This window comes from Stenotrophomonas sp. YJH_SMC_48-3, assembly GCF_059369375.1.
The window spans coordinates 195,534-213,855 of sequence record NZ_JCAFSQ010000007.1 but is presented as its reverse complement, the minus strand read 5'-3'; the positions used below and the strand labels follow the sequence as shown (position 1 = coordinate 213,855).

Below are 18,322 nucleotides of genomic sequence, written 5' to 3'. Positions count from 1 at the left end.
CGTGGCAGATGCGACTTAATCCCCTCCGTCCCCTTTTTTTGTCAGGCCACGCGTCGGGCCAGTGAGCGGGCGGAGGCAGCTACGCCCAGCAGCAGTACGGCTACGCACAGGAAGGCAAAGCCGAGGCTGGTGGCATGCGCCACTGCGCCGATCGCCGCCGGGCCGGCGAGGATGCCGGCGTAACCCAGTGTGGTCACTGCAGTGATGGCGATGCTCTCCGGCATCACCCGCTGCTGGCCGGCCATCGAGAACAGTGCCGGCACGATGTTGGCGCAGCCCAGCCCGACCAGCACGTAGCCGGCCAGCGCCACCGGGAACGAGGGCACCAGCGTGGCCAGGGTGAAGCCTGTTGCGGCGGTGATGCCGCCGAAGACCAGGGTACGGGTGCGGCCGAGGCGCTCGACGATGCCGTCGCCGAACAGACGCATCGCGGTCATCGCCAGGGTGAACAACGCGAAGCCGGCACCGGCCTGGTCGCGTGGCACCTGTCGCACTTCGGCCAGGAACACCGCGCTCCAGTCCAGCATCGAGCCTTCGCCGAGGAACACCACGAAGGCCAGCACGCCGATGAACAGCACCACGCCATGCGGCAGCGCCAGCAGCGGGCCTTCATGCAGGATCCGTTGCGGACGCCAGTGCGGCGCCGAGAGCGCTGCCACCAGCAGCAGAGCAGCCACCGCAACCAGAGCGGCCAGCCACAGCGGCGTGCCGAGGATCAGCAGCCCGGTCATGCAGCCGGCGCCAACGAACCCGCCGATGCTGTAGAAGGCGTGGAAGCCGGACATCATCGCGCGCCCGGCGTCGCGTTCGACCGCTACCGCCTGCATGTTCACCGTGCAGTCCATCGCGCCCACGCCGGCACCGAACACGAACAGGGCAGTGCCCAGTGCGAGTGGCGAGGGGGCCAGCGCCAGCATCGGCAACGCCAGCAGCACCATCGAGCAGGTGGCCACCAGCAGACGGCGGCATCCCAGTCGCCCAGTCAGCGCACCCGCCAGCGGCATCGCCAGCAACGAACCCAGCCCCAGGCACAGCAGCACTGCACCAAGGCTGGCATCGGTCAGCCCGGCCTTGGCCTTGGCATAGGGCACCATCGGCGCCCACGCGGCGGTGGCGAATCCGGGAATGAAGAAGGCGGCACGGGTGGCGTGCTGCTGGGCACGTGGGGATGAAGGCGTCATGCGCGATACGAAGCTTCAGGGAATCGTCATGAAAACGTTCCCAAGAAGAATCGGCAAGTGCCAAGGGCGACAACCTTCGACGCATACGTTTGCAATGACGCGAGGACGTCACCAGTGATTAACGCGACTCACGGACAGTGGCTGCACGGTCGGCACCCCGCCGGCCGCTGCCGGAGATCCGTACATGAGCACGACACCGACCATCCTCCTCGTCCATGGATTCTGGGGCGGGGCCGCACACTGGGCCAAGGTGATCCTGGAACTGCATCGCAACGGCCACGACCGGGTGCAGGCGGTGGAATTGCCGCTCACGTCGCTGGCCGACGACGCAGGACGCACCCAGAAAATGATCCGGCAGATCGACGGTCCGGTGCTGCTGGTCGGCCATTCCTACGGCGGCGCAGTGATCAGCCAGGCCGGCAACGAGGCCAATGTGAAGGGCCTGGTCTACATCGCCGCGTTCGCGCCTGATGCCGGCGAGAGTCCCGGTGGCATCACCCAGCAGCACCTGCCGGAGGCGGCGCCGAACCTGGCACCGGACAGCGATGGCTACCTGTGGCTGCGTGCGGACAAGTTCCATGAGAGCTTCTGCCAGGATCTGAGCGAGGACGAGGGCCGGGTGATGGCGGTGACCCAGAAGGCGCCGCTGGCCAGCACGTTCGGTGATACGGTCAGCGATCCAGCGTGGAAGGACAGGCCGAGCTGGTACCAGCTGTCCCGCCACGATCGCATGATCGCACCGGAAAACCAGAAGGCCATGGCCGCAAGAATGCAGCCCAAGCGCCTGCTGGAGCTGGATGCCAGCCATGCCTCGCTGGCCTCGCAGCCGAAGGAAGTGACCGCGCTGATCCTGGAGGCCTGCGCCGCCATCGGTGGGTAACACTCCTCCTGTAGCACGCCTGGCGCAGGCCGGGCTCTACGAAAAGGCCCCCGATGCTCAGCAGCATCGAGGGCCTTGTGGTTACAGCGGCAGGTCGAACACCAGCACTTCGGCATCGTTGCCGTTTTCCAGCGTCAACTGGGCTTCGTCGCTGACCTGCAGTGCATCGCCGGCTTCCAGGGTGATGCCGTTGACCTGCAGCTGGCCACGCGCCACCTGCACATAGGCGCCACGACCGTTGCCGAGGGCGTGAAGCAGCTTCTGGCCGCCATCAAGAATGGTGGCGAAGATGCGGGCATCCTGGTGGATGCGCAGCGAACCGTCGGCACCGTCAGGCGAGGCGATCAGGCGCAGCTGGCCGCGCTTGGCCTCCGGCGAGAAGTGGGTCTCCTCGTAGGACGGCGCGATGTTCTCGGTGTCCGGGAAGATCCAGATCTGCAGGAAGTGCACGGTTTCGTCGGCCGAGTGGTTGAACTCGCTGTGGGTGACGCCGCTGCCGGCGCTCATGCGCTGTACGTCGCCGTAGCGCAGCACCGAACCGGTGCCCATCGAGTCCTTGTGTTCCAGCGCACCACCCAGCACATAGGAAATGATTTCCATGTTGCTGTGGCCGTGGGTGCCGAAGCCCTGGCCGCCGATGACCTTGTCTTCGTTGATGACCCGCAGCGGGCCGAAGCTGACGTAACGCGGGTCGTAGTAGTTGGCGAAGGAGAAGGTATGGCGCGAGGACAGCCAGCCATGCTCGGCCAGGCCACGGGTAGCGCTCTTGCGGATCTGCAGCATGATGGAATCTCCTTGTTCGATGGTTTCGATGGGGCGGGACGGGCGAGTAGCTCTTGCATTTCCCCGTTGGAGAGAAGTATCCGCTTGCGCCCCGGGTTTGAAAAACGGATAGTTTTGACAGCCATCATCGAAAAATTCGAATGCTCAAGCTCAGCCTCGATGCCCTGCAGATCCTGGATGCCATCGACCGCCGCGGCTCGTTTGCGGGCGCTGGCAAGGCGCTGCACAAGGTGCCCTCGACCATCTCCTACACCGTGGCCAAGCTGGAGGAGGACCTGGGCGTGCAGCTGTTCGACCGGGTTGGCCCGCGCGCCGAGCTGACCGCAGCTGGCCGCGCGCTGCTGGACGAGGGTCGGCACCTGCTGCGTGCAGCCCGCGAGCTGGAACTGCGGGTGCGGCGGGTGGCCTCGGGCTGGGAGACCGAACTGACCCTGGCGGTGGACTCGGTGTTCCCGACCTGGCTGCTTGGCCCGGACATCGCCGCGTTTCGTGAGGCCCAGGCGCCGACCCGGCTGCGATTGATCGGCGAGGCCCTGTCCGGCACCTGGGAGGCCCTGCTGGACCGGCGTGCCGACCTGCTGGTCGGCGCGCCGGGCGAGGGCCCCAGCGGCGGTGGCTACGTGGTCGAGCCGCTGGGTACGGTGGCGTTCGTATTCGCGGTCGCGCCCGAACATCCGTTGGCCAACGTGCCTGGCGTGCTCGGTCGCGAGCAGCTGGTCGAACACTGCGCGATCGCGGTCTCCGATTCGGCACGACGGCTGCTGCCGCGCACGGTGGGCCTGTTGATGGGGCAGGAGATGCTGACGGTGCCTGACATGGCCAGCAAGCTGAAACTGCAGTGCGAAGGCGTGGGCTTCGGTTTCCTGCCCGAGCCGTGCGCGCGCGCTGCGGTGGCGCGTGGCCAGCTGGTGATCCGCGAGGTGGAGGAGCACAAGCCGGAAGAGACCTTCTGGCTGGCCTGGCGCACCGGCGAGGACGGCGCCGCACTGCGTTGGTGGCGCGAGCGCTTGCGCAGGCCGGAGCTGCTGTCGCAGTGGTGGCAGGCAATGGCCAGGGGGTAGGGGTTTGGCAGGGCTGCGCCCTGCACCCGCCGAAGCAACAGCTATGGCCGAAGCAACAGCAACAGCAACAGCAACAGCTGGTTTCCTGAGGGATGGCGGGGTGGGTCCGGTTGCGGGAGACGCCGTAAACCCGTCCATGGGGGCTTGGCCGCGGCATCCATGCCGCGGACACTCCCGCAACCGGACCCACCCCGCCTTCGACAGAGTCCCGCTGCTGTTGGTAGGTGTCGACCTGGGTCGACACGGTAGATCCACGCCATGCGTGGATGCTCTTCGATCAATTATCGAAATACTCGAACTCGATGGAGATTCATCCACGCATGGCGTGGATCCATCAGATCGCGGAAATCTGTCAGAGGTGGGGCGGCATGGGCAGGCAGGACCGTTGGCGGCATGGATGCCGCCATCGAGCCCCCATGGATGGGTTTACGGCGTGTCCTGCCTGTCCATGCCGCCCCGCCAACCCACGGAACACCAGCTGTTGCTGTTGCTGTTGCTGTTGCTGTTGCTTCGGCCATAGCTGTTGCTTCGGCGGGTGCAGGGCGCAGCCCTGCCGAAAGACGCACATAAAAAAACAGCAGGCCGAGGCCTGCTGTTTCGGTGTAATGGTGCGCCCGGAGAGATTCGAACTCCCGACCGCCTGGTTCGTAGCCAGGTACTCTATCCAACTGAGCTACGGGCGCCAATTACATAAACTTGTTGTGTTGACTGTGTATGGTGCGCCCGGAGAGATTCGAACTCCCGACCGCCTGGTTCGTAGCCAGGTACTCTATCCAACTGAGCTACGGGCGCGCGGTACACAATCAAATTTTACTGCATTTCCAGCGGCGGATGCCGGAAACCTGTCGAGTGGTGCGCCCGGAGAGATTCGAACTCCCGACCGCCTGGTTCGTAGCCAGGTACTCTATCCAACTGAGCTACGGGCGCCCTGCGACAGGAGCGGAATTATGCGGATGTCGGCGCGGACCGTCAACAGTTTTGTGAAAATTTTCATCCAACTGAATGAAAAAGCTGTCAGCCACGGCGTCCGGCGCCTTCAGCCACGCGAAATGATCGGCGCGCGTGCCCAGTTCCTGCGCGGACAGCACGCGCAGCTGCGCGTCCACATTCGGCAGTTTCGCCAGCAGCGTCTGCATCGATCCGGTGGGGGCCAACCAGTCGTGCTCCATCAGCACCGCCTGCGCGCTGCCATGCACGCGCGCCATCTGCGCATCGAGGTCTTCGTCCATGCCGGACGCGGCGTAGTGGTTGTTCAGGCCCACGCGCGCCCAGTCGGCAATCAGGCCGCGCGCCTCGGTGCCGCCGAAGCCAAGGCGACGGCCATGCAGCACGCCCTGGCGCTGCGCGATCCACGGCAGAAAGCGGTAGACCAGCGGCAGCAGCCATCCGCGTGGTGGCGGGAAGCCACGCCAGAACGGTGAGCCGCTGGCGGCCAGCCACAGCCGGTTGAAGTGCTGCGGATGGCGTCCGGCATGCACGCAGGCCAGCTGCCCGCCAAGGCTGTGGCCGCCGATGATCCAGGGCAGGGTGCCAGCCTCTTCATCCGCTGCAGCCAGAACGGCCTGGCTGCCTGGCAGATCCTGTTCGAGTACCTCGCGATAGCCCCAGTCCAGCGCGCGCGATGGGCGCAGCGAACTGCTGCCGTTGCCGCGCCACTCGTGCAGGTACACCGCCACGCCCTTCGCAGCCAGCGCCTGCGCCAACGGCAGGTAATGGCGCGCGGCCACGCCCAGCGCGGGCAGCCACAGCAGGCGCGCAATGGGGTGCGCGGGCACGCAGGCAATCACTTCGTAGCGATGGCCGTCGTCGCACTGTACGGCGAGGATGCGCGGCGCCAGGTTCATGCGTGTGGTGCCGCGCCGAAGTGATCGAGCACCCGCACCTCGCTGCGACCAGGGGCATGGCTCCGCTGCAGGCCGCGTGCGACGTAATCGATGCCGGCTTCGCAGGCGTTGGCCAGGCTCAGGCCATTGCACAGCTGCGCGGCGATGGCCGCAGCCAGCGTGCAGCCGGTGCCATGTGCATCCAGTGGCAGGCGGGCGTGGATGAATTCTTCGTTGCTGACGCCGTCGAAGTAGCGGTCGATTACGCGGTTGCCTTCCTGCAGGTGGCCACCTTTCAGCAGTACGGCGCCGGCACCGAGATCGAGCAGGGCTGACGCCGCGCGCTCAGCGTCATCGCCATTGCTGATCTTCCGTCCGACCAGCAGTTCTGCTTCCGGTGTGTTGGGGGTGATCAGCGTGGCCAGCGGGATCAGGCGCTCACGCATGGCCTGCAATGCGCTGTCTTCCAGCAGGCGCGCCCCACTGGTGGCGACCATCACCGGGTCCAGCACCACGTGCGGCGGACGATGCTTCTCCAGTGCGTCAGCAACGGCGTTGATCACACCGGCGTTGGCCAGCATGCCCAGCTTTACCGCGTGAATGTCGAAATCGTCGAAACAGGCATCCAGCTGCGCGCGCAGGAAGTCGATCGGCGGCACATGCACGGCGATGACGCCACGCGTGTTCTGTGCGGTCAGTGCGGTGATTGCGGAGAGGCCGTGCACGCGATGCGCGGCGAAGGTTTTCAGGTCGGCCTGGATGCCCGCCCCTCCACCGGAGTCGGAGCCGGCGATGGTGAGGGCGGAAACGGGGGTGGTCGGGCTCATCCAGCGATTGTGCCGTGGTCCCGCAGGGGAAGGTAGACCCACGCCATGCGTGGATGCGCTTCACCTCAATGCCGCCAGCGCGCCCACTGCTGGTACAGCACATAGCCCAGGCCCGTCAGGCCAGTCAGCAGGGCAGGGGCGAGCAGGGCGTCATATTGCCAACGCATGAACAGCCAGGCGCCGAGGATGCCGCCGGCCAGGAAGCCGCTGATGATGAGGCCGCTGAGGGTCAGGCGTCGTACCTGCAGCGGCAATCCGCGCAGCAGGTGGCCCAGGCCGATGCCGAGGTCGGTGAACATGCCGCTGAGATGGGTGGTGCGTACCACCGCGCCGCTGAAGGTGGTGGCCATCGCGTTCTGCAGGCCGCAGGCCATGGCGGCGGCCAGTGCGCCCCAGATCTGGTGGCGTTCGAACAGCGGAATGGCCACCAGCAGCAGCGCGGACTCCAAGGCCAGCGCCACGCCGTAGCGTCGGCCCAGTTGCAGGGTACTGTCCTGGATCAACAGGCCGCTGAGCATCGCACCCAGTGAGAACGCGATCAGCAGCCCCCACAGATGGCCGACCGCGCGCCAGTCGCCCTGCGCCAGCGCCATGCCCAGCTGGCTGGTGCTGCCGGTCATGTGGCTGACCGCCTGATGCTCGAAGCCGAGGAAGCCGACCACGTTGACCATGCCGGCCACGCACGAGAGCGCGACCGCACCAATCCAGACCCAGGTGGGCAGGCGTATTCCCATCGGCAAGGCCCCTCAGGGCCCGCCGAAGCCGCCGTTGAACTGCAGCTCGCTGAAGGTATTGCTGGAGGGGTCGAACACCGCGCCCCAGAACTGCGTGCCGCCGTCGCAGACGCGGATCGCTTCCCGTGCCGGATTGATGCCGCTGCCATCGGGCAGATGGAAGGCGTTGACGTAGATCAGCCGCTTGCCGGCGCTTTCGATGCCGACGTACTGGCGGTCGAAGTCCAGCACCTTCGGGACCTGTGCCTGCAGCGACGAGAGCTGTGCTTCCAGTTGGTCGATCTGCTGCCGGCTGGGTGCCCAATAGCCGCTGACCCGGCCCGCCTCGCGGCCTGGACTGGGCCGCGAGCAGGTGTCGAGCACCTGCGCGGCGATGATCGGGCGGGTGACCACCCAGGATTGTCCGGTACGTTCGGCGGTCGGCACGCTGGCCGGGCCGCGCGTGGTGGTGCAGGCGCCGAGCGCGGCTGCGAGGGCGATCGCAGCCGTGGGCAGCAGCAGGCGGGTGCAGCGGTTCACAACACCTCCGACGCGTAATCGGCCAGGCGCGAGCGTTCGCCACGGCGCAGGGTGATGTGCGCACTATGCGGCCAGTTCTTGAAGCGATCCACCGCGTAGGTCAGGCCCGAGGTGGTTTCGGTCAGGTACGGGGTGTCGATCTGCTCGACGTTGCCCAGGCAGACGATCTTGGTGCCGGGGCCAGCACGGGTGATCAGCGTCTTCATCTGCTTGGGGGTGAGGTTCTGCGCCTCGTCCAGGATCAGGTAGCGTGACAGGAACGTGCGGCCGCGCATGAAGTTCATCGAGCGGATCTTGATGCGGCTGGCGAGCAGGTCGTTGGTGGCCTGGCGGCCCCAGGTGCCGCCTTCCTGGTTGTGCGTGAGCACTTCCAGGTTGTCGGTCAGCGCGCCCATCCACGGCGTCATCTTCTCTTCCTCGGTGCCCGGCAGGAAACCGATGTCCTCGCCAACGCTGACCGTGGCGCGGGTCATGATGATCTCGCGGTAGCGCTGCTGGTCCATCGTCTGTGCCAGGCCGGCGGCGAGTGCCAGCAGGGTCTTGCCGGTACCGGCGGTACCCAGCAGGGTGACGAAGTCGATCTCCGGGTCCATCAGTGCGTTGAGGGCGAAATTCTGCTCGCGGTTGCGTGCGCTGATGCCCCACACGGCATGGCTGCCGTGGCGGAAATCATCGACCAGCGACAGCACTACCTTGCCGTCGCCGACCACGCGGCTGACGCGCAGTTCGACTTCGTCTTCGCCGGGCAGGTAGACGTACTGGTTCGGGTACCACTCCTCGCCATCCTGCGCCTGGATCTCGTAATGGCTGCGGCCCTTGTCGCTCCAGCTGCGCAGATCCTCGCCGTGGCGCTTCCAGAAGTCTTCGGGCAGCTCGGTGGCACCGGTGTAGAGCAGGCTGAAATCGTCCAGTGCGCGGTCGTTCTCGTAGTCCTCGGACACGATGCCGGCGATGGCGGCCTTGATCCGCAGGTTGATGTCCTTGGAAACGAACACCACCGGCAGGTCCGGCGTTTCTTCCTTGAGGGCCAGGATCGCGCCGAGGATGGCATTGTCCGGAATGACCTTGCCAAAGCTCTTGCCCGCGTCGAAATGGCTGGTCTGGAAGCGCAGCTTGCCGGCGCTCTGCTTGCCGCGCAGCTGCAGGCCATTGGGACGCTGCAGTGGAATGCCGTCGGCCAGGTTGTCCAGGCCGGATTCCTGCACCAGCTCGTTGAGGAAACGGCTCACCTGGCGAGCGTTGCGGCTGGCTTCGGAGGTGCCCTTCTTGCCGTTGTCCAGCTCCTCGATCACCTGCATGGGCAGGTAGATGTCGTGCTCCTCGAATTTGAACAGCGCGGTGGGATCGTGCATCAGCACGTTGGTATCCAGCACGTAGATGCGCTTGCCTCGGGTCATCGTCGATTCCTGGTTACGGGCAGGGAAAAACCACCACGGCCTGCAGCGGGGCAGGGTGATGGCAGACACGGTAGGCAGTGGGACTCACTTGGACTGGGAGGCCTTCAGTTCGGCGAGAACGGCATCGGCATGGCCGGCAACCTTGACCTTGCGCCAGGACTGCACGATGCGGCTGTCGGGGGAAATCAGGAAGGTGCTGCGTTCGATGCCACGTACCTGCTTGCCGTACATGTTCTTCATCTTGATCACGTCGAAGGCGCTGCACAGCGCTTCGTCGCCATCGCTGACCAGCGGGAAGTTGAAGCCCTGTTTGGCGCAGAAGTTGTCGTGCGACTTCACCGAATCGCGCGAGACGCCCAGTACCACCGCGCCCGCCTTCCTGAACTTCGGCAGCAGGGCGTTGAAGTCGATGCCTTCGGTGGTGCAGCCCGGCGTGCTGTCCTTGGGATAGAAGTACAGCACCAGCCATTGGCCGGCATAGTCGCCGAGGGTGGCGTGGTCGCCGCCGGACAGGGCCAGCGGCAGGGAGAGGGTAGTGCTGTCCAGGGTGTCGCCGTTGTTCATGAGGTCCTTCTGTCGAGCCTGGGTTCTTGCCATTACAGCTACATGAAACGCCACGCGCGCGTGAGAGACGCGCGAAGAATCAGAACTTCATGGGATCCATGATCGCGTCCAGGTTCAGGTGGTCGCAGAACTCAAGGAAATCGTCGCGCAGCGCGGCAATATGCATGTTGGCCGGCACGCCGATGGTGACCTGTGCGCTGAACATTTCCGCACCGGTCTGCATGGCGCGGTAGCGCGTGCTCTGCAGGTTCTCGATGGTGATGCCCTGGCGGTCGAAGAAATCGGCCAGCTGGAACAGGATGCCCGGCTTGTCGGCGGCGATCACCTCGACGATGTAGGGCAGCAGGTTGGACTGCGCCTGCTTGGCGGCGGTGCGGTACCAGACCAGCTTCAGCCCTTCCTCGCGCTCCAGCCGGGTCAGCATCGCCTCCAGCTTGGCCACCGAGTCCCAGGAGCCGGTGGCCAGGGCGGTGACCGAGACGTCGCGGCCGACCGTGGCCAGGCGTGCGTCCACCAGATTGCAGCCGCTGTCGGCGATGCGGCGGGTGACGGGCAGCAGGGGGGACTCCGGATGCGTCGTGTAGGCGTTGATCAGGAGGTGGTTTTCGCTCGGCGCGGGGCGCGGGGTGGTGTCGGTCAAGGCGATTCCGGGTAATGCATGCGTGAGTCTGAATGCCCGCCAGAGGCGGGGATCCACCGGTGTCCAGCATACTTGCCCGTGCTTTCGCGCCGCAAGTAACATTCAGGTCGCCCCCGGCCTTTCGTGGCGGGCGTTTTCCCTTTCCAGCCAAGAGCAGCACGTCCTTGTCCCTTTCCGGCCTCATCACCGCGCTGGCGACCCCGTTCCGGGCCGACGGCGCCCTCGATCCCGACGGTTGGCAGCGCCTGCTGCACCTGCAACTGGAAGGTGGCGTCCATGGCGTTGTCGTTGCCGGCTCGACCGGCGAAGCGGCAACCCTCACCGATGCCGAGTACGACCTGCTGCTGGCCAGCGCGGTCGAACGCATTGGCGGCCGCATCCCGGTCATGGCCGGCACCGGCCTGTCCGGTACTGCCAAAACCATCGAACAGACCCGTCGTGCGGCCGCGCTTGGCGCCAGCCATGCACTGGTGGTCACCCCGCCTTACGTAAGGCCGACCCAGGCCGGCCTGATTGCCCATTATCGTGCGGTCGCCGACCAGGGCGGGTTGCCGGTCGTGCTGTACAACGTGCCCGGCCGTACCGGTTGCGACATGCAGCCGGAGACCGTGGCCGAACTGGCCAGCCACCCCAACATCGTCGGCATCAAGGAGGCGGTGGGCGACACCGGCCGGGTGCAGGCGCTGCTGGCGCTGCGCAGCCCGAAGTTCGCGGTCCTCAGTGGCGATGACGGCACCGCGGCGCGCTCGATCCGGGCCGGCATCGATGGCCTGATCTCCGTGGGCTCCAACGTGCTTCCGGGTGCCTACCGCCGGATGTGCGAACTGGCCGCCGCGCACGACCATGCAGCCACCGAATCCTGGGACGCGCGCCTGCAGCCGTTCCACGATTTCTGCGGCGTTGAACCGAACCCGATTCCGGTCAAGGCGCTGCTGCGCCGCATCGGTGTCGGCCATGACCTGCGCCTGCCGCTGCTGCCGCTGTCGGCGCCGCACCATGCGGCCGCCGACCACCTTGCCGGCGACATCGCCGCCCTCGAAGCCCTTTCCAGCCACTGACCTTCCGTCTTGGTCTGACCCAGGAGATTCACATGCGTCAATCCGTTTCCACCGTCCGCGTGCTGTCCTATGCCCTGCTTGCTGTGGCGGTCGCTGCCGGCACCACCGGCTGCTTCAAGCGCGGCGTCAAGGGCGACTACGCCCTGGCTCCGGAAATGCGTCCGCTGGAAGTGCCGCCGGACCTGAACCTGCCGGCCACCACCGGCGACAACAAGGTGCCGACCCTTTCCTCGGCGACCAAGCCGGCGGCCCCGGTGGCTGCGGCCCCGGCCGTGGGCAACACGGGTTTCACCATCGCCGGTGGCAAGGATGAGGCCTTCGCCAAGGTCGGCACCGCGCTGGAAGGCGTGGAAGGCGTGACCATCGCCAGCCGCGCGCAGCTGCTGGGCTCGTATGACGTGGCCTACGAAGGCAGCAACTTCCTGGTCCGCGTGGTGGCCGTCGATGCCGGCGCCTACATCTCCGCGGTGGACCCGCGCGGCCTGCCGGCCACGGCCGAAGCGCCGGTAAAGCTGATCGCCGCGCTCAAGGCGAAGCTGGCCCAGTAAGGGCTGGTCGGGTGGGTGCGGGCCTTGGTCCGCACCTGCCTTGGGTAGCGCCGGGCCATGCCCGGCGAGCTTGAAGCGCGGCCCAGGATCCGCCGGGCATGGCCCGGCGCTAGCGGAAATGGAAAAGGGCGCCCAAGGCGCCCTTTTTCGTTGTCGCAGCAGGCGCTTCTCAGCGTTCCAGCAGCTTCAGCTTGTCCGGCTTGCCATCCCATTCGCCAGCGTCGGCAGGCGGGTCCTTGCGCACGGTCAGCACCGGCCACTCCTTCGCCAGCTCGGCGTTGAGGGCGACGAAGCTCTCCTGGCCGGCAGGAACATCGTCCTCCGGAAAGATCGCGTTGACCGGGCATTCCGGTTCGCACAGGGTGCAGTCGATGCACTCATCCGGATCGATCACCAGGAAGTTCGGGCCTTCGTGGAAGCAATCCACGGGGCACACTTCCACGCAATCGGTGTGTTTGCACTTGATGCAGTTTTCGGTGACGACAAAGGGCATGGGCTGGGGGCGGATCGATTCCTGAACCCGCCAATTCTAGAACAGGTTGGCCCCCAGTGTCGGCGCGGGGCGGAAATCGGGCGCCTGGCAGGCGCGGCCGTGGCGGACATTGGCGGCAGGGCAAGGCCTGTGCGACGCTGCGGGTCAGCCGGCTGCGTCGGATGGCCGGCCTCCCTTCCCAACAGGTTCATCCATGTCCCAGCGCCAACCCGGCATCGCCTCCCACGGCGGCGAAAACACGGCATTCATCGTCCTCATCAGCTGCGTGGCCACCCTCGGTGGATTCCTGTTCGGCTTCGATAGTGGTGTCATCAATGGCACGGTCGACGGCCTTCGCCAGGCCTTCAACTCCAGCGAGGCGGCGCTCGGTTTCGAAGTCGCTTCGATGCTGCTGGGGTGTGCGGTCGGTGCCTTCCTGGCAGGCTGGCTGGGGGATCGCCTGGGCCGCCGAGGCGTGCTGATCGTGTCGGCGCTGATGTTCCTGGTTTCGGCGCTGGGCGCCGGTGCCGCTCACGCTTCCTGGCTGTTCATCGCCGCGCGCGTGCTGGGCGGTTTCGCGGTGGGCGCGGCCAGCGTGATGTCGCCGGCCTACATCGCCGAGGTGGCCTCGGCGCGCTATCGCGGGCGCTTGGCCACGGTGCAGCAGATGGCGATCATCTGCGGCCTGTTCGCCGCCTTCCTCAGCAATTACCTGCTGGCCCGTGCCGCTGGGGCGTCGACCGAGCCGCTATGGCTGGGCCATGAGGCCTGGCGCTGGATGTTCTGGATGCAGGCGCTGCCATCGGGGCTGTTCCTGCTGCTGTTGCTGGTGATTCCCGAAAGCCCGCGCTTCCTGGTCGTGAAGGGGCGCCCGGAGCAGGCGAGGGCGGTGTTGGCGCGGCTGTACGGCGAGGCCGCAGCCACGGCCAAGCAGGCCGAGATCGAGGCGAGCCTGGCCCAGGACCAGCACAAGCCACGCTTCGCCGACCTGCGCGACAAGGTCACCGGCAGGCTGCGCCCGATCCTCTGGGTCGGCATCGGCCTGGCGATGTTCCAGCAGCTGGTCGGCATCAACGTGGTGTTCTACTACGGCGCGGTGCTGTGGCAGGCGGTGGGGTTCTCGGAAAGCGACGCGCTGCTGATCAATGTATTGTCCGGTGCGCTGAGCATCGGTGCCTGCCTGCTGACGGTGCTGCTGATCGACCGCATCGGACGCAAGCCGCTGCTGTGGATCGGCTCGGTCGGCATGTCGGTAGCGCTGGTACTGATGGTGGTCGCGTTCGCCAGTGGCAGTATCGCCGACGGTCGCCTGCAACTGTCCGACGGCATGGGCCGGCTGGCGCTGGTGGCGGCCAACGTCTATGTGGTGTTCTTCAACATGTCCTGGGGCCCGGTGATGTGGGTGATGCTGGGTGAAATGTTCCCCAACCAGATCCGCGGCCCGGCATTGGCCGTCGCCGGTGCGGCGCAGTGGACCTCGAACTTCGCGATCACCGTGACGTTCCCGATGCTGCTGGCGGGCATCGGCCTGGCCGGGGCCTACGGGATCTATACGGTGGCGGCCATCCTCTCGATCTTCTTCGTGGTCCGCTACGTGCGCGAGACCAAGGGCAAGGAGCTGGAGCAGATGGAAGGCTGACGCTGCCCGGCTTCGGTTGCATTCCGTTGGCGCCTCGGTGTCATCGAGGGCGAAGGCGGGGCAGCCCAATCCGGGACACGCCGTGAACCCATCCATGGGGGCTCGATGGCGCCATCCATGGCGCCATCGGTCCCGGCTTGAGCTGCCCCGCCTTCGCGTCAGGCATTGCGGTTCTGGCGGACGCAGGTCTGCGCGTCGGGATTGAATTGGCTGCGGAGGAGCGAGGCTGTTCGTGCCGCCGTCGCGGGAAACTGTCAGGGTGGCCCACCCCCTCCCACGCAGGAACGGGAAGGCGCTACTGCGACCAGGCCGACCGATGCCGATGCAAACCCCGGAAAACAGAAAAGCCCGCACAAGGCGGGCTTTTTCGGTTCCTGCTGCGGCGACTGGCGCTCCCTAGGGGACTCGAACCCCTGTTTTAGCCTTGAGAGGGCCACGTCCTAACCACTAGACGAAGGGAGCGTAACTGTGTCGCTGCCGAGGCAGGAGCGCTAGTATATGCACCTCGATGCCATTGGGCAATCCCGAAACTTCAACCGGAAGCGCCAACATCATTTCCCCTGCTACATCACCGTTCAGCCTGCGCGTCATCCCGCGCGACCAGCACACGATCTCCCGCAAGGACATCAGCCCGAACGCCCTGCGCGTGCTTTATCGCCTGCGCGATGCCGGCTTCGGCGCCTACCTTGTCGGCGGCGCGGTGCGCGATCTGCTGGTCAATGGCCAACCCAAGGATTTCGACGTGGCCACCGACGCCACGCCCGAACAGGTCAAGCAGCTGTTCCGCAACTGCCGACTGATCGGCCGCCGGTTCCGCCTCGCCCACGTTGTGTTCGGCCGCGAAATCATCGAAGTCGCCACCTTCCGCGCCAACAGCGATGACGGCAGCGGCGACCGCGAGATGGAAAACGGCATGCTCGTGCGCGACAACGTGTACGGGACCATCGAAGACGACGCCATCCGCCGCGACTTCACCTGCAACGCCCTGTACTACGCCATCGAGGACTTCTCGGTGCGCGACTACACCGGTGGCTTCGAGGACGTGCAGGCGCGCCTGATGAAGCTGATCGGCGACCCGGTGCAGCGCTACCAGGAAGACCCCGTACGCATGCTGCGAGCGGTGCGCCTGGCGGCCAAGCTCGGCTTCCAGATCGAGGAGGGTACTGCCGCGCCGATCCCGCACCTGGCCGGCCTGCTCAACGAAGCCGCGCCAGCGCGCCTGTTCGAGGAAGTGCTCAAGCTGTTCCTGTCCGGACATGGCGTGGCCAGCTTCGAAGGCCTTGAGCGTTACGGCCTGCTCGACGTGCTGTTCCCGGAAAGCGCCAAGGCGCTGAAAGCCAACCGCACCGGCGCGCTGCGCCGCATGCTGGTCGAGGGCCTGGCCAATACCGATGCGCGGGTGGCCAACGACGAACCGGTCTCGCCGGCGTTCCTGTTCGCGCTGCTGCTGTGGCCGGCGTTCTGCCGAGCACAGGCGACCCTGCTCAAGCAGGGCGTGGCACCGGAAGAGGCGCAGCGCCGCGCCGCCGACCGCGTCACCGTGCAGCAGTTGAGCACCATCGCGCTGCCGCGCCGCTTCTCGCTGCCGATGCAGGAAATCTGGCTGCTGCAGTCGCGCTTCAGCTCGCGCCAGCGCAAGCGCGTGTTCCGCACCCTGACCCATCCTCGCTTCCGTGCCGCGTTCGATTTCCTCAGCCTGCGCCAGGTGGCGTCGTCCGAGCACGCCGCCGATGTCGAGTTCTGGCGCGAAGCGCAGGCGCAGTCCGGGCGTGAGCTGGAGTCGTCGCTGGATGCGATGCACAGCGAAGAAGGCGATGACGAGAGCGGAGCGCCGCGCAAGCGCCGCCGTCGCCGCCGTCGTCCGGGTGCCCCGGCCGGTGCAGCGGGCGAGTAGGCGATGACCCCTGCCTGGATCGGCCTCGGCGCCAACCTCGGCGACGCGGCCGCCACCGTCGGCGCGGCGATTGCCGCGCTGGACGGCCTGCCCGGGACCCGGCTGCGCCAGGCCTCGCGGCTTTACGCAACGCCGGCCTGGGGCAATGAAGACCAGCTGCCGTTCGTCAATGCGGTGGCCTCGGTCGAAACCATCTTGCCGGCCGATGAGCTGCTGCAGGCCATGCTGGCGCTGGAGCAGCGCTTCGGTCGCGTGCGCGATCCGGCAGTGCACTGGGGCCCGCGCGCGCTGGACCTGGACCTGTTGTTGTACGGCGTGCAGGAGCTCGACCAGCCCGGGCTGAAGGTGCCACACCCGTACATGCACGAACGGGCCTTCGTGTTGGTGCCGCTGGCCGAAATCGCGCCGGATCTGGCCATTCCCGGCCACGGCCGCGTGCGGGACGCAGTGGTGCGGGTGGACGCCTGCGGGATTGCCCCGATAGGGTGATAATGCCCGGGTTATCTCCCCCGGTTATCAGCACATGAGCACCCACGCAGACAGCAAGCCCTGGACCGTTCCCGCCCTGGCCGAGGCCAAGCGCAATGGCCAGAAGCTGGTCATGTTGACCGCCTACGACGCCGGCTTCGCCCGCACTTTCGACGCCAATGGCGTTGACCTGATCCTGATCGGCGATTCGCTGGGCATGGTGGTGCAGGGCCATGATTCGACCCTGCCGGTGACCGTGGCCGACATGGTCTACCACACCCGCGCCGTGGCCCGCGTGCTGCAGCGTGCGCTGCTGGTGGCGGACCTGCCCTTCGGCGCCGATGCCACCCCGGAGCGCGCGCTGGATGCCTCGCTGCAGCTGCTGCAGGCCGGTGCCGAGATGGTCAAGATCGAAGGTGCCGGCTTCAAGGTCGACATCATCCGCTACCTGGTCGAGCGCGAGATTCCGGTCTGCGCGCACCTGGGCCTGACCCCGCAATCGGTGCTGCGCCTGGGCGGCTTCAAGATCCAGGGCCGCGGCGATGCCGCCCGTCGGCTGGTCGAGGACGCAAGGGCGGTGGCCGCTGCCGGTGCCAGCATCATGGTGCTCGAATGCGTACCGACCCCGGTCGCCGCCGAAGTGACCGCTGCGGTGGAGGTGCCGACCATCGGCATCGGTGCCGGCCCGCACTGCGATGGCCAGGTGCTGGTGCTGCACGATTTCCTCGGCCTGGACAGCGGTCATCGCCGCCCCAAGTTCGTCAAGGATTTCCTTGCCGAAGGCGGTTCGGTGGCCGGTGCCACCCGCGCCTACGCCGACGCCGTGCGCGACGGCAGCTTCCCCGACGAACAGCACGCTTACGCCTCATGATCCAGACCTTCAACGAGCTCGGCGCATTGCGCGAGCAGATCGCCCACTGGAAGCGCGAGGGCCTGCGCGTGGCGCTGGTGCCCACCATGGGCAACCTTCACGGTGGCCATCATTCGCTGGTGACCCTGGCCCGCCAGTACGCCGACAAGGTGGTGGCAAGCATCTTCGTCAACCCGACCCAGTTCGGGCCGAACGAGGATTTCAGTCGCTATCCGCGTACGCCCGAAGCCGATGTGGCCGGGCTGGAACAGGTCGGCTGCGATGCGGTGTGGCTGCCCAGCGTGGAGGCGATGTATCCGCTGGGCGTGGACAAGACCACGCGCATGCACGCGCCGGGTGTCAGTGAAGTGCTTGAAGGTACCAGTCGCCCGGGCCACTTCGATGGCGTCTGCACGGTGGTGGCGCGCCTGTTCCTGCAGGTGCAGCCGGACGTGGCCGTGTTCGGCCGCAAGGACTACCAGCAGCTGGCTGTCATCAGGCAGATGGTGGCCGAACTGTCGTTCCCGATCCAGATCGTCGGTGCCGAGATCGTGCGTGACGAGGATGGCCTGGCCAAGAGTTCGCGCAACCAGTACCTGAGCGCGGAACAGCGCCCGGTCGCGACCGCCATTCACCGCACCCTGCTGGGCATGCGCGAGGGCTACGTGGCCGGTCACCCGCGCGAACGCATCGAGGCCGATGCCACCGCCGCACTGCAGGCGGCCGGTTTCCAGGTCGACTATGCGGTGCTGCGCACCCCGGAGCTGGCCGAGCCGACCTTCGACGGCGGTGGCCGCGTGGCGCTGATCGCCGCGCGACTGGGTACGACCCGGCTGATCGACAACCTGGAATTCTGAGTTCCGGCGGCGCCGCGCGATGCATGGGGTCAGATGCCTTTTCCAGGGGAAAGGGTTCTGACCCCCGGTTTCACCGCCTACCTGAACAGGTTGCCGGCCGTGATGCCCCGCGCTGTGCGGGTGCTAG

At 66.7% G+C, this 18,322-nt stretch carries 19 protein-coding genes and 4 tRNA genes; 9 read left to right on the top strand and 14 right to left on the bottom strand.

Features of this window, described 5'->3' with window-relative positions; genetic code table 11:
• Positions 1 to 41: 41 nt before the first annotated feature.
• Entirely contained in the window at positions 42 to 1,181 is a 1,140-nt protein-coding gene (locus tag AC5P65_RS13275) for an MFS transporter (protein ID WP_495215654.1), read from the bottom strand.
• A gap of 184 nt (positions 1,182 to 1,365) precedes the next feature.
• Between AC5P65_RS13275 and AC5P65_RS13270 the strand changes: the two genes are divergently transcribed.
• Positions 1,366 to 2,061 carry an alpha/beta hydrolase gene (locus AC5P65_RS13270; protein WP_021202527.1) on the top strand — a complete coding sequence of 232 codons (696 nt, stop codon included), beginning with the start codon at positions 1,366 to 1,368 and terminating at the stop codon, positions 2,059 to 2,061.
• Between the two features lie 81 nt (positions 2,062 to 2,142).
• Here the strand turns inward: AC5P65_RS13270 and AC5P65_RS13265 are convergent, their stop codons facing one another.
• Positions 2,143 to 2,844 carry a pirin family protein gene (locus AC5P65_RS13265; RefSeq protein ID WP_206621970.1) on the bottom strand — a complete coding sequence of 234 codons (702 nt, stop codon included), beginning with the start codon at positions 2,842 to 2,844 and terminating at the stop codon, positions 2,143 to 2,145.
• 140 nt (positions 2,845 to 2,984) lie between these two features.
• Here AC5P65_RS13265 and AC5P65_RS13260 point away from each other — a divergent pair, with 140 nt between their 5' ends.
• On the top strand, positions 2,985 to 3,905 hold the full coding sequence (locus AC5P65_RS13260; protein ID WP_111103851.1) for a LysR family transcriptional regulator: 921 nt from the start codon (positions 2,985 to 2,987) through the stop codon (positions 3,903 to 3,905).
• Positions 3,906 to 4,511: 606 nt separating this feature from the next.
• On the opposite strand, the gene AC5P65_RS13255 is transcribed toward AC5P65_RS13260, so the two are convergent.
• From AC5P65_RS13255 to AC5P65_RS13210, 10 genes are all read right to left on the bottom strand, one after another.
• Positions 4,512 to 4,588 (bottom strand) — tRNA-Arg (locus AC5P65_RS13255).
• Between the two features lie 32 nt (positions 4,589 to 4,620).
• Positions 4,621 to 4,697 (bottom strand) — tRNA-Arg (locus tag AC5P65_RS13250).
• 58 nt (positions 4,698 to 4,755) lie between these two features.
• Positions 4,756 to 4,832, bottom strand: a tRNA-Arg gene (locus AC5P65_RS13245).
• Positions 4,823 to 5,749, bottom strand: coding sequence for an alpha/beta hydrolase family protein (locus AC5P65_RS13240; RefSeq protein WP_111103711.1), 927 nt, complete (start codon positions 5,747 to 5,749; stop codon positions 4,823 to 4,825). Before AC5P65_RS13240 ends, AC5P65_RS13245 begins: the two co-directional genes overlap by 10 nt.
• Positions 5,746 to 6,555 carry a bifunctional hydroxymethylpyrimidine kinase/phosphomethylpyrimidine kinase gene (gene thiD, locus AC5P65_RS13235; protein ID WP_180833044.1) on the bottom strand — a complete coding sequence of 270 codons (810 nt, stop codon included), beginning with the start codon at positions 6,553 to 6,555 and terminating at the stop codon, positions 5,746 to 5,748. Before thiD ends, AC5P65_RS13240 begins: the two co-directional genes overlap by 4 nt.
• 65 nt (positions 6,556 to 6,620) lie before the next feature.
• Positions 6,621 to 7,289, bottom strand: a complete 669-nt coding sequence (locus tag AC5P65_RS13230) for a YoaK family protein (RefSeq protein ID WP_019661173.1) — start codon at positions 7,287 to 7,289, stop codon at positions 6,621 to 6,623.
• Between the two features lie 12 nt (positions 7,290 to 7,301).
• The gene (locus tag AC5P65_RS13225) at positions 7,302 to 7,808 is read right to left on the bottom strand and encodes a hypothetical protein (RefSeq protein WP_019661174.1); all 507 of its coding nucleotides are present in this window, start codon (positions 7,806 to 7,808) and stop codon (positions 7,302 to 7,304) included.
• Positions 7,805 to 9,205: a PhoH family protein gene (locus AC5P65_RS13220; RefSeq protein WP_019661175.1), complete on the bottom strand. Its 1,401-nt coding sequence runs from the start codon at positions 9,203 to 9,205 to the stop codon at positions 7,805 to 7,807. The genes AC5P65_RS13225 and AC5P65_RS13220 overlap by 4 nt, the downstream gene beginning before the upstream one ends.
• An 84-nt stretch (positions 9,206 to 9,289) precedes the next feature.
• Positions 9,290 to 9,769: a peroxiredoxin gene (locus AC5P65_RS13215; protein WP_019661176.1), complete on the bottom strand. Its 480-nt coding sequence runs from the start codon at positions 9,767 to 9,769 to the stop codon at positions 9,290 to 9,292.
• Positions 9,770 to 9,848: 79 nt separating this feature from the next.
• A complete protein-coding gene (locus AC5P65_RS13210; RefSeq protein WP_019661177.1) occupies positions 9,849 to 10,409 on the bottom strand; it encodes a glycine cleavage system transcriptional repressor in 561 nt (186 codons plus the stop codon).
• 164 nt (positions 10,410 to 10,573) lie between these two features.
• Between AC5P65_RS13210 and dapA the strand changes: the two genes are divergently transcribed.
• Complete coding sequence (dapA, locus tag AC5P65_RS13205; protein WP_019661178.1) at positions 10,574 to 11,467, top strand: 4-hydroxy-tetrahydrodipicolinate synthase; 894 nt, start codon at positions 10,574 to 10,576, stop codon at positions 11,465 to 11,467.
• A gap of 32 nt (positions 11,468 to 11,499) precedes the next feature.
• Positions 11,500 to 12,015: a hypothetical protein gene (locus AC5P65_RS13200; protein WP_019661179.1), complete on the top strand. Its 516-nt coding sequence runs from the start codon at positions 11,500 to 11,502 to the stop codon at positions 12,013 to 12,015.
• Positions 12,016 to 12,184: 169 nt separating this feature from the next.
• Here the strand turns inward: AC5P65_RS13200 and fdxA are convergent, their stop codons facing one another.
• On the bottom strand, positions 12,185 to 12,508 hold the full coding sequence (fdxA, locus tag AC5P65_RS13195) for a ferredoxin FdxA (RefSeq protein ID WP_004153066.1): 324 nt from the start codon (positions 12,506 to 12,508) through the stop codon (positions 12,185 to 12,187).
• Between the two features lie 193 nt (positions 12,509 to 12,701).
• On the opposite strand from fdxA, the gene AC5P65_RS13190 reads away from it, so the two are divergent.
• Positions 12,702 to 14,126, top strand: a complete 1,425-nt coding sequence (locus AC5P65_RS13190; RefSeq protein ID WP_495215653.1) for a sugar porter family MFS transporter — start codon at positions 12,702 to 12,704, stop codon at positions 14,124 to 14,126.
• A 387-nt stretch (positions 14,127 to 14,513) separates the two neighbouring features.
• Here the strand turns inward: AC5P65_RS13190 and AC5P65_RS13185 are convergent.
• Positions 14,514 to 14,588, bottom strand: a tRNA-Glu gene (locus AC5P65_RS13185).
• Between the two features lie 52 nt (positions 14,589 to 14,640).
• Between AC5P65_RS13185 and pcnB the strand changes: the two genes are divergently transcribed.
• The 4 genes from pcnB to panC are packed head-to-tail and all read left to right on the top strand — an operon-like array spanning position 14,641 to position 18,195.
• A complete protein-coding gene (pcnB, locus tag AC5P65_RS13180; protein ID WP_111098753.1) occupies positions 14,641 to 16,020 on the top strand; it encodes a polynucleotide adenylyltransferase PcnB in 1,380 nt (459 codons plus the stop codon).
• 3 nt (positions 16,021 to 16,023) lie between these two features.
• Positions 16,024 to 16,509, top strand: coding sequence for a 2-amino-4-hydroxy-6-hydroxymethyldihydropteridine diphosphokinase (folK, locus tag AC5P65_RS13175; RefSeq protein WP_111103702.1), 486 nt, complete (start codon positions 16,024 to 16,026; stop codon positions 16,507 to 16,509).
• Positions 16,510 to 16,543: 34 nt separating this feature from the next.
• Positions 16,544 to 17,359 carry a 3-methyl-2-oxobutanoate hydroxymethyltransferase gene (gene panB, locus AC5P65_RS13170; RefSeq protein ID WP_021202010.1) on the top strand — a complete coding sequence of 272 codons (816 nt, stop codon included), beginning with the start codon at positions 16,544 to 16,546 and terminating at the stop codon, positions 17,357 to 17,359.
• Complete coding sequence (gene panC / locus AC5P65_RS13165) at positions 17,356 to 18,195, top strand: pantoate--beta-alanine ligase (RefSeq protein WP_021202011.1); 840 nt, start codon at positions 17,356 to 17,358, stop codon at positions 18,193 to 18,195. Before panB ends, panC begins: the two co-directional genes overlap by 4 nt.
• Positions 18,196 to 18,322 lie beyond the last annotated feature (127 nt).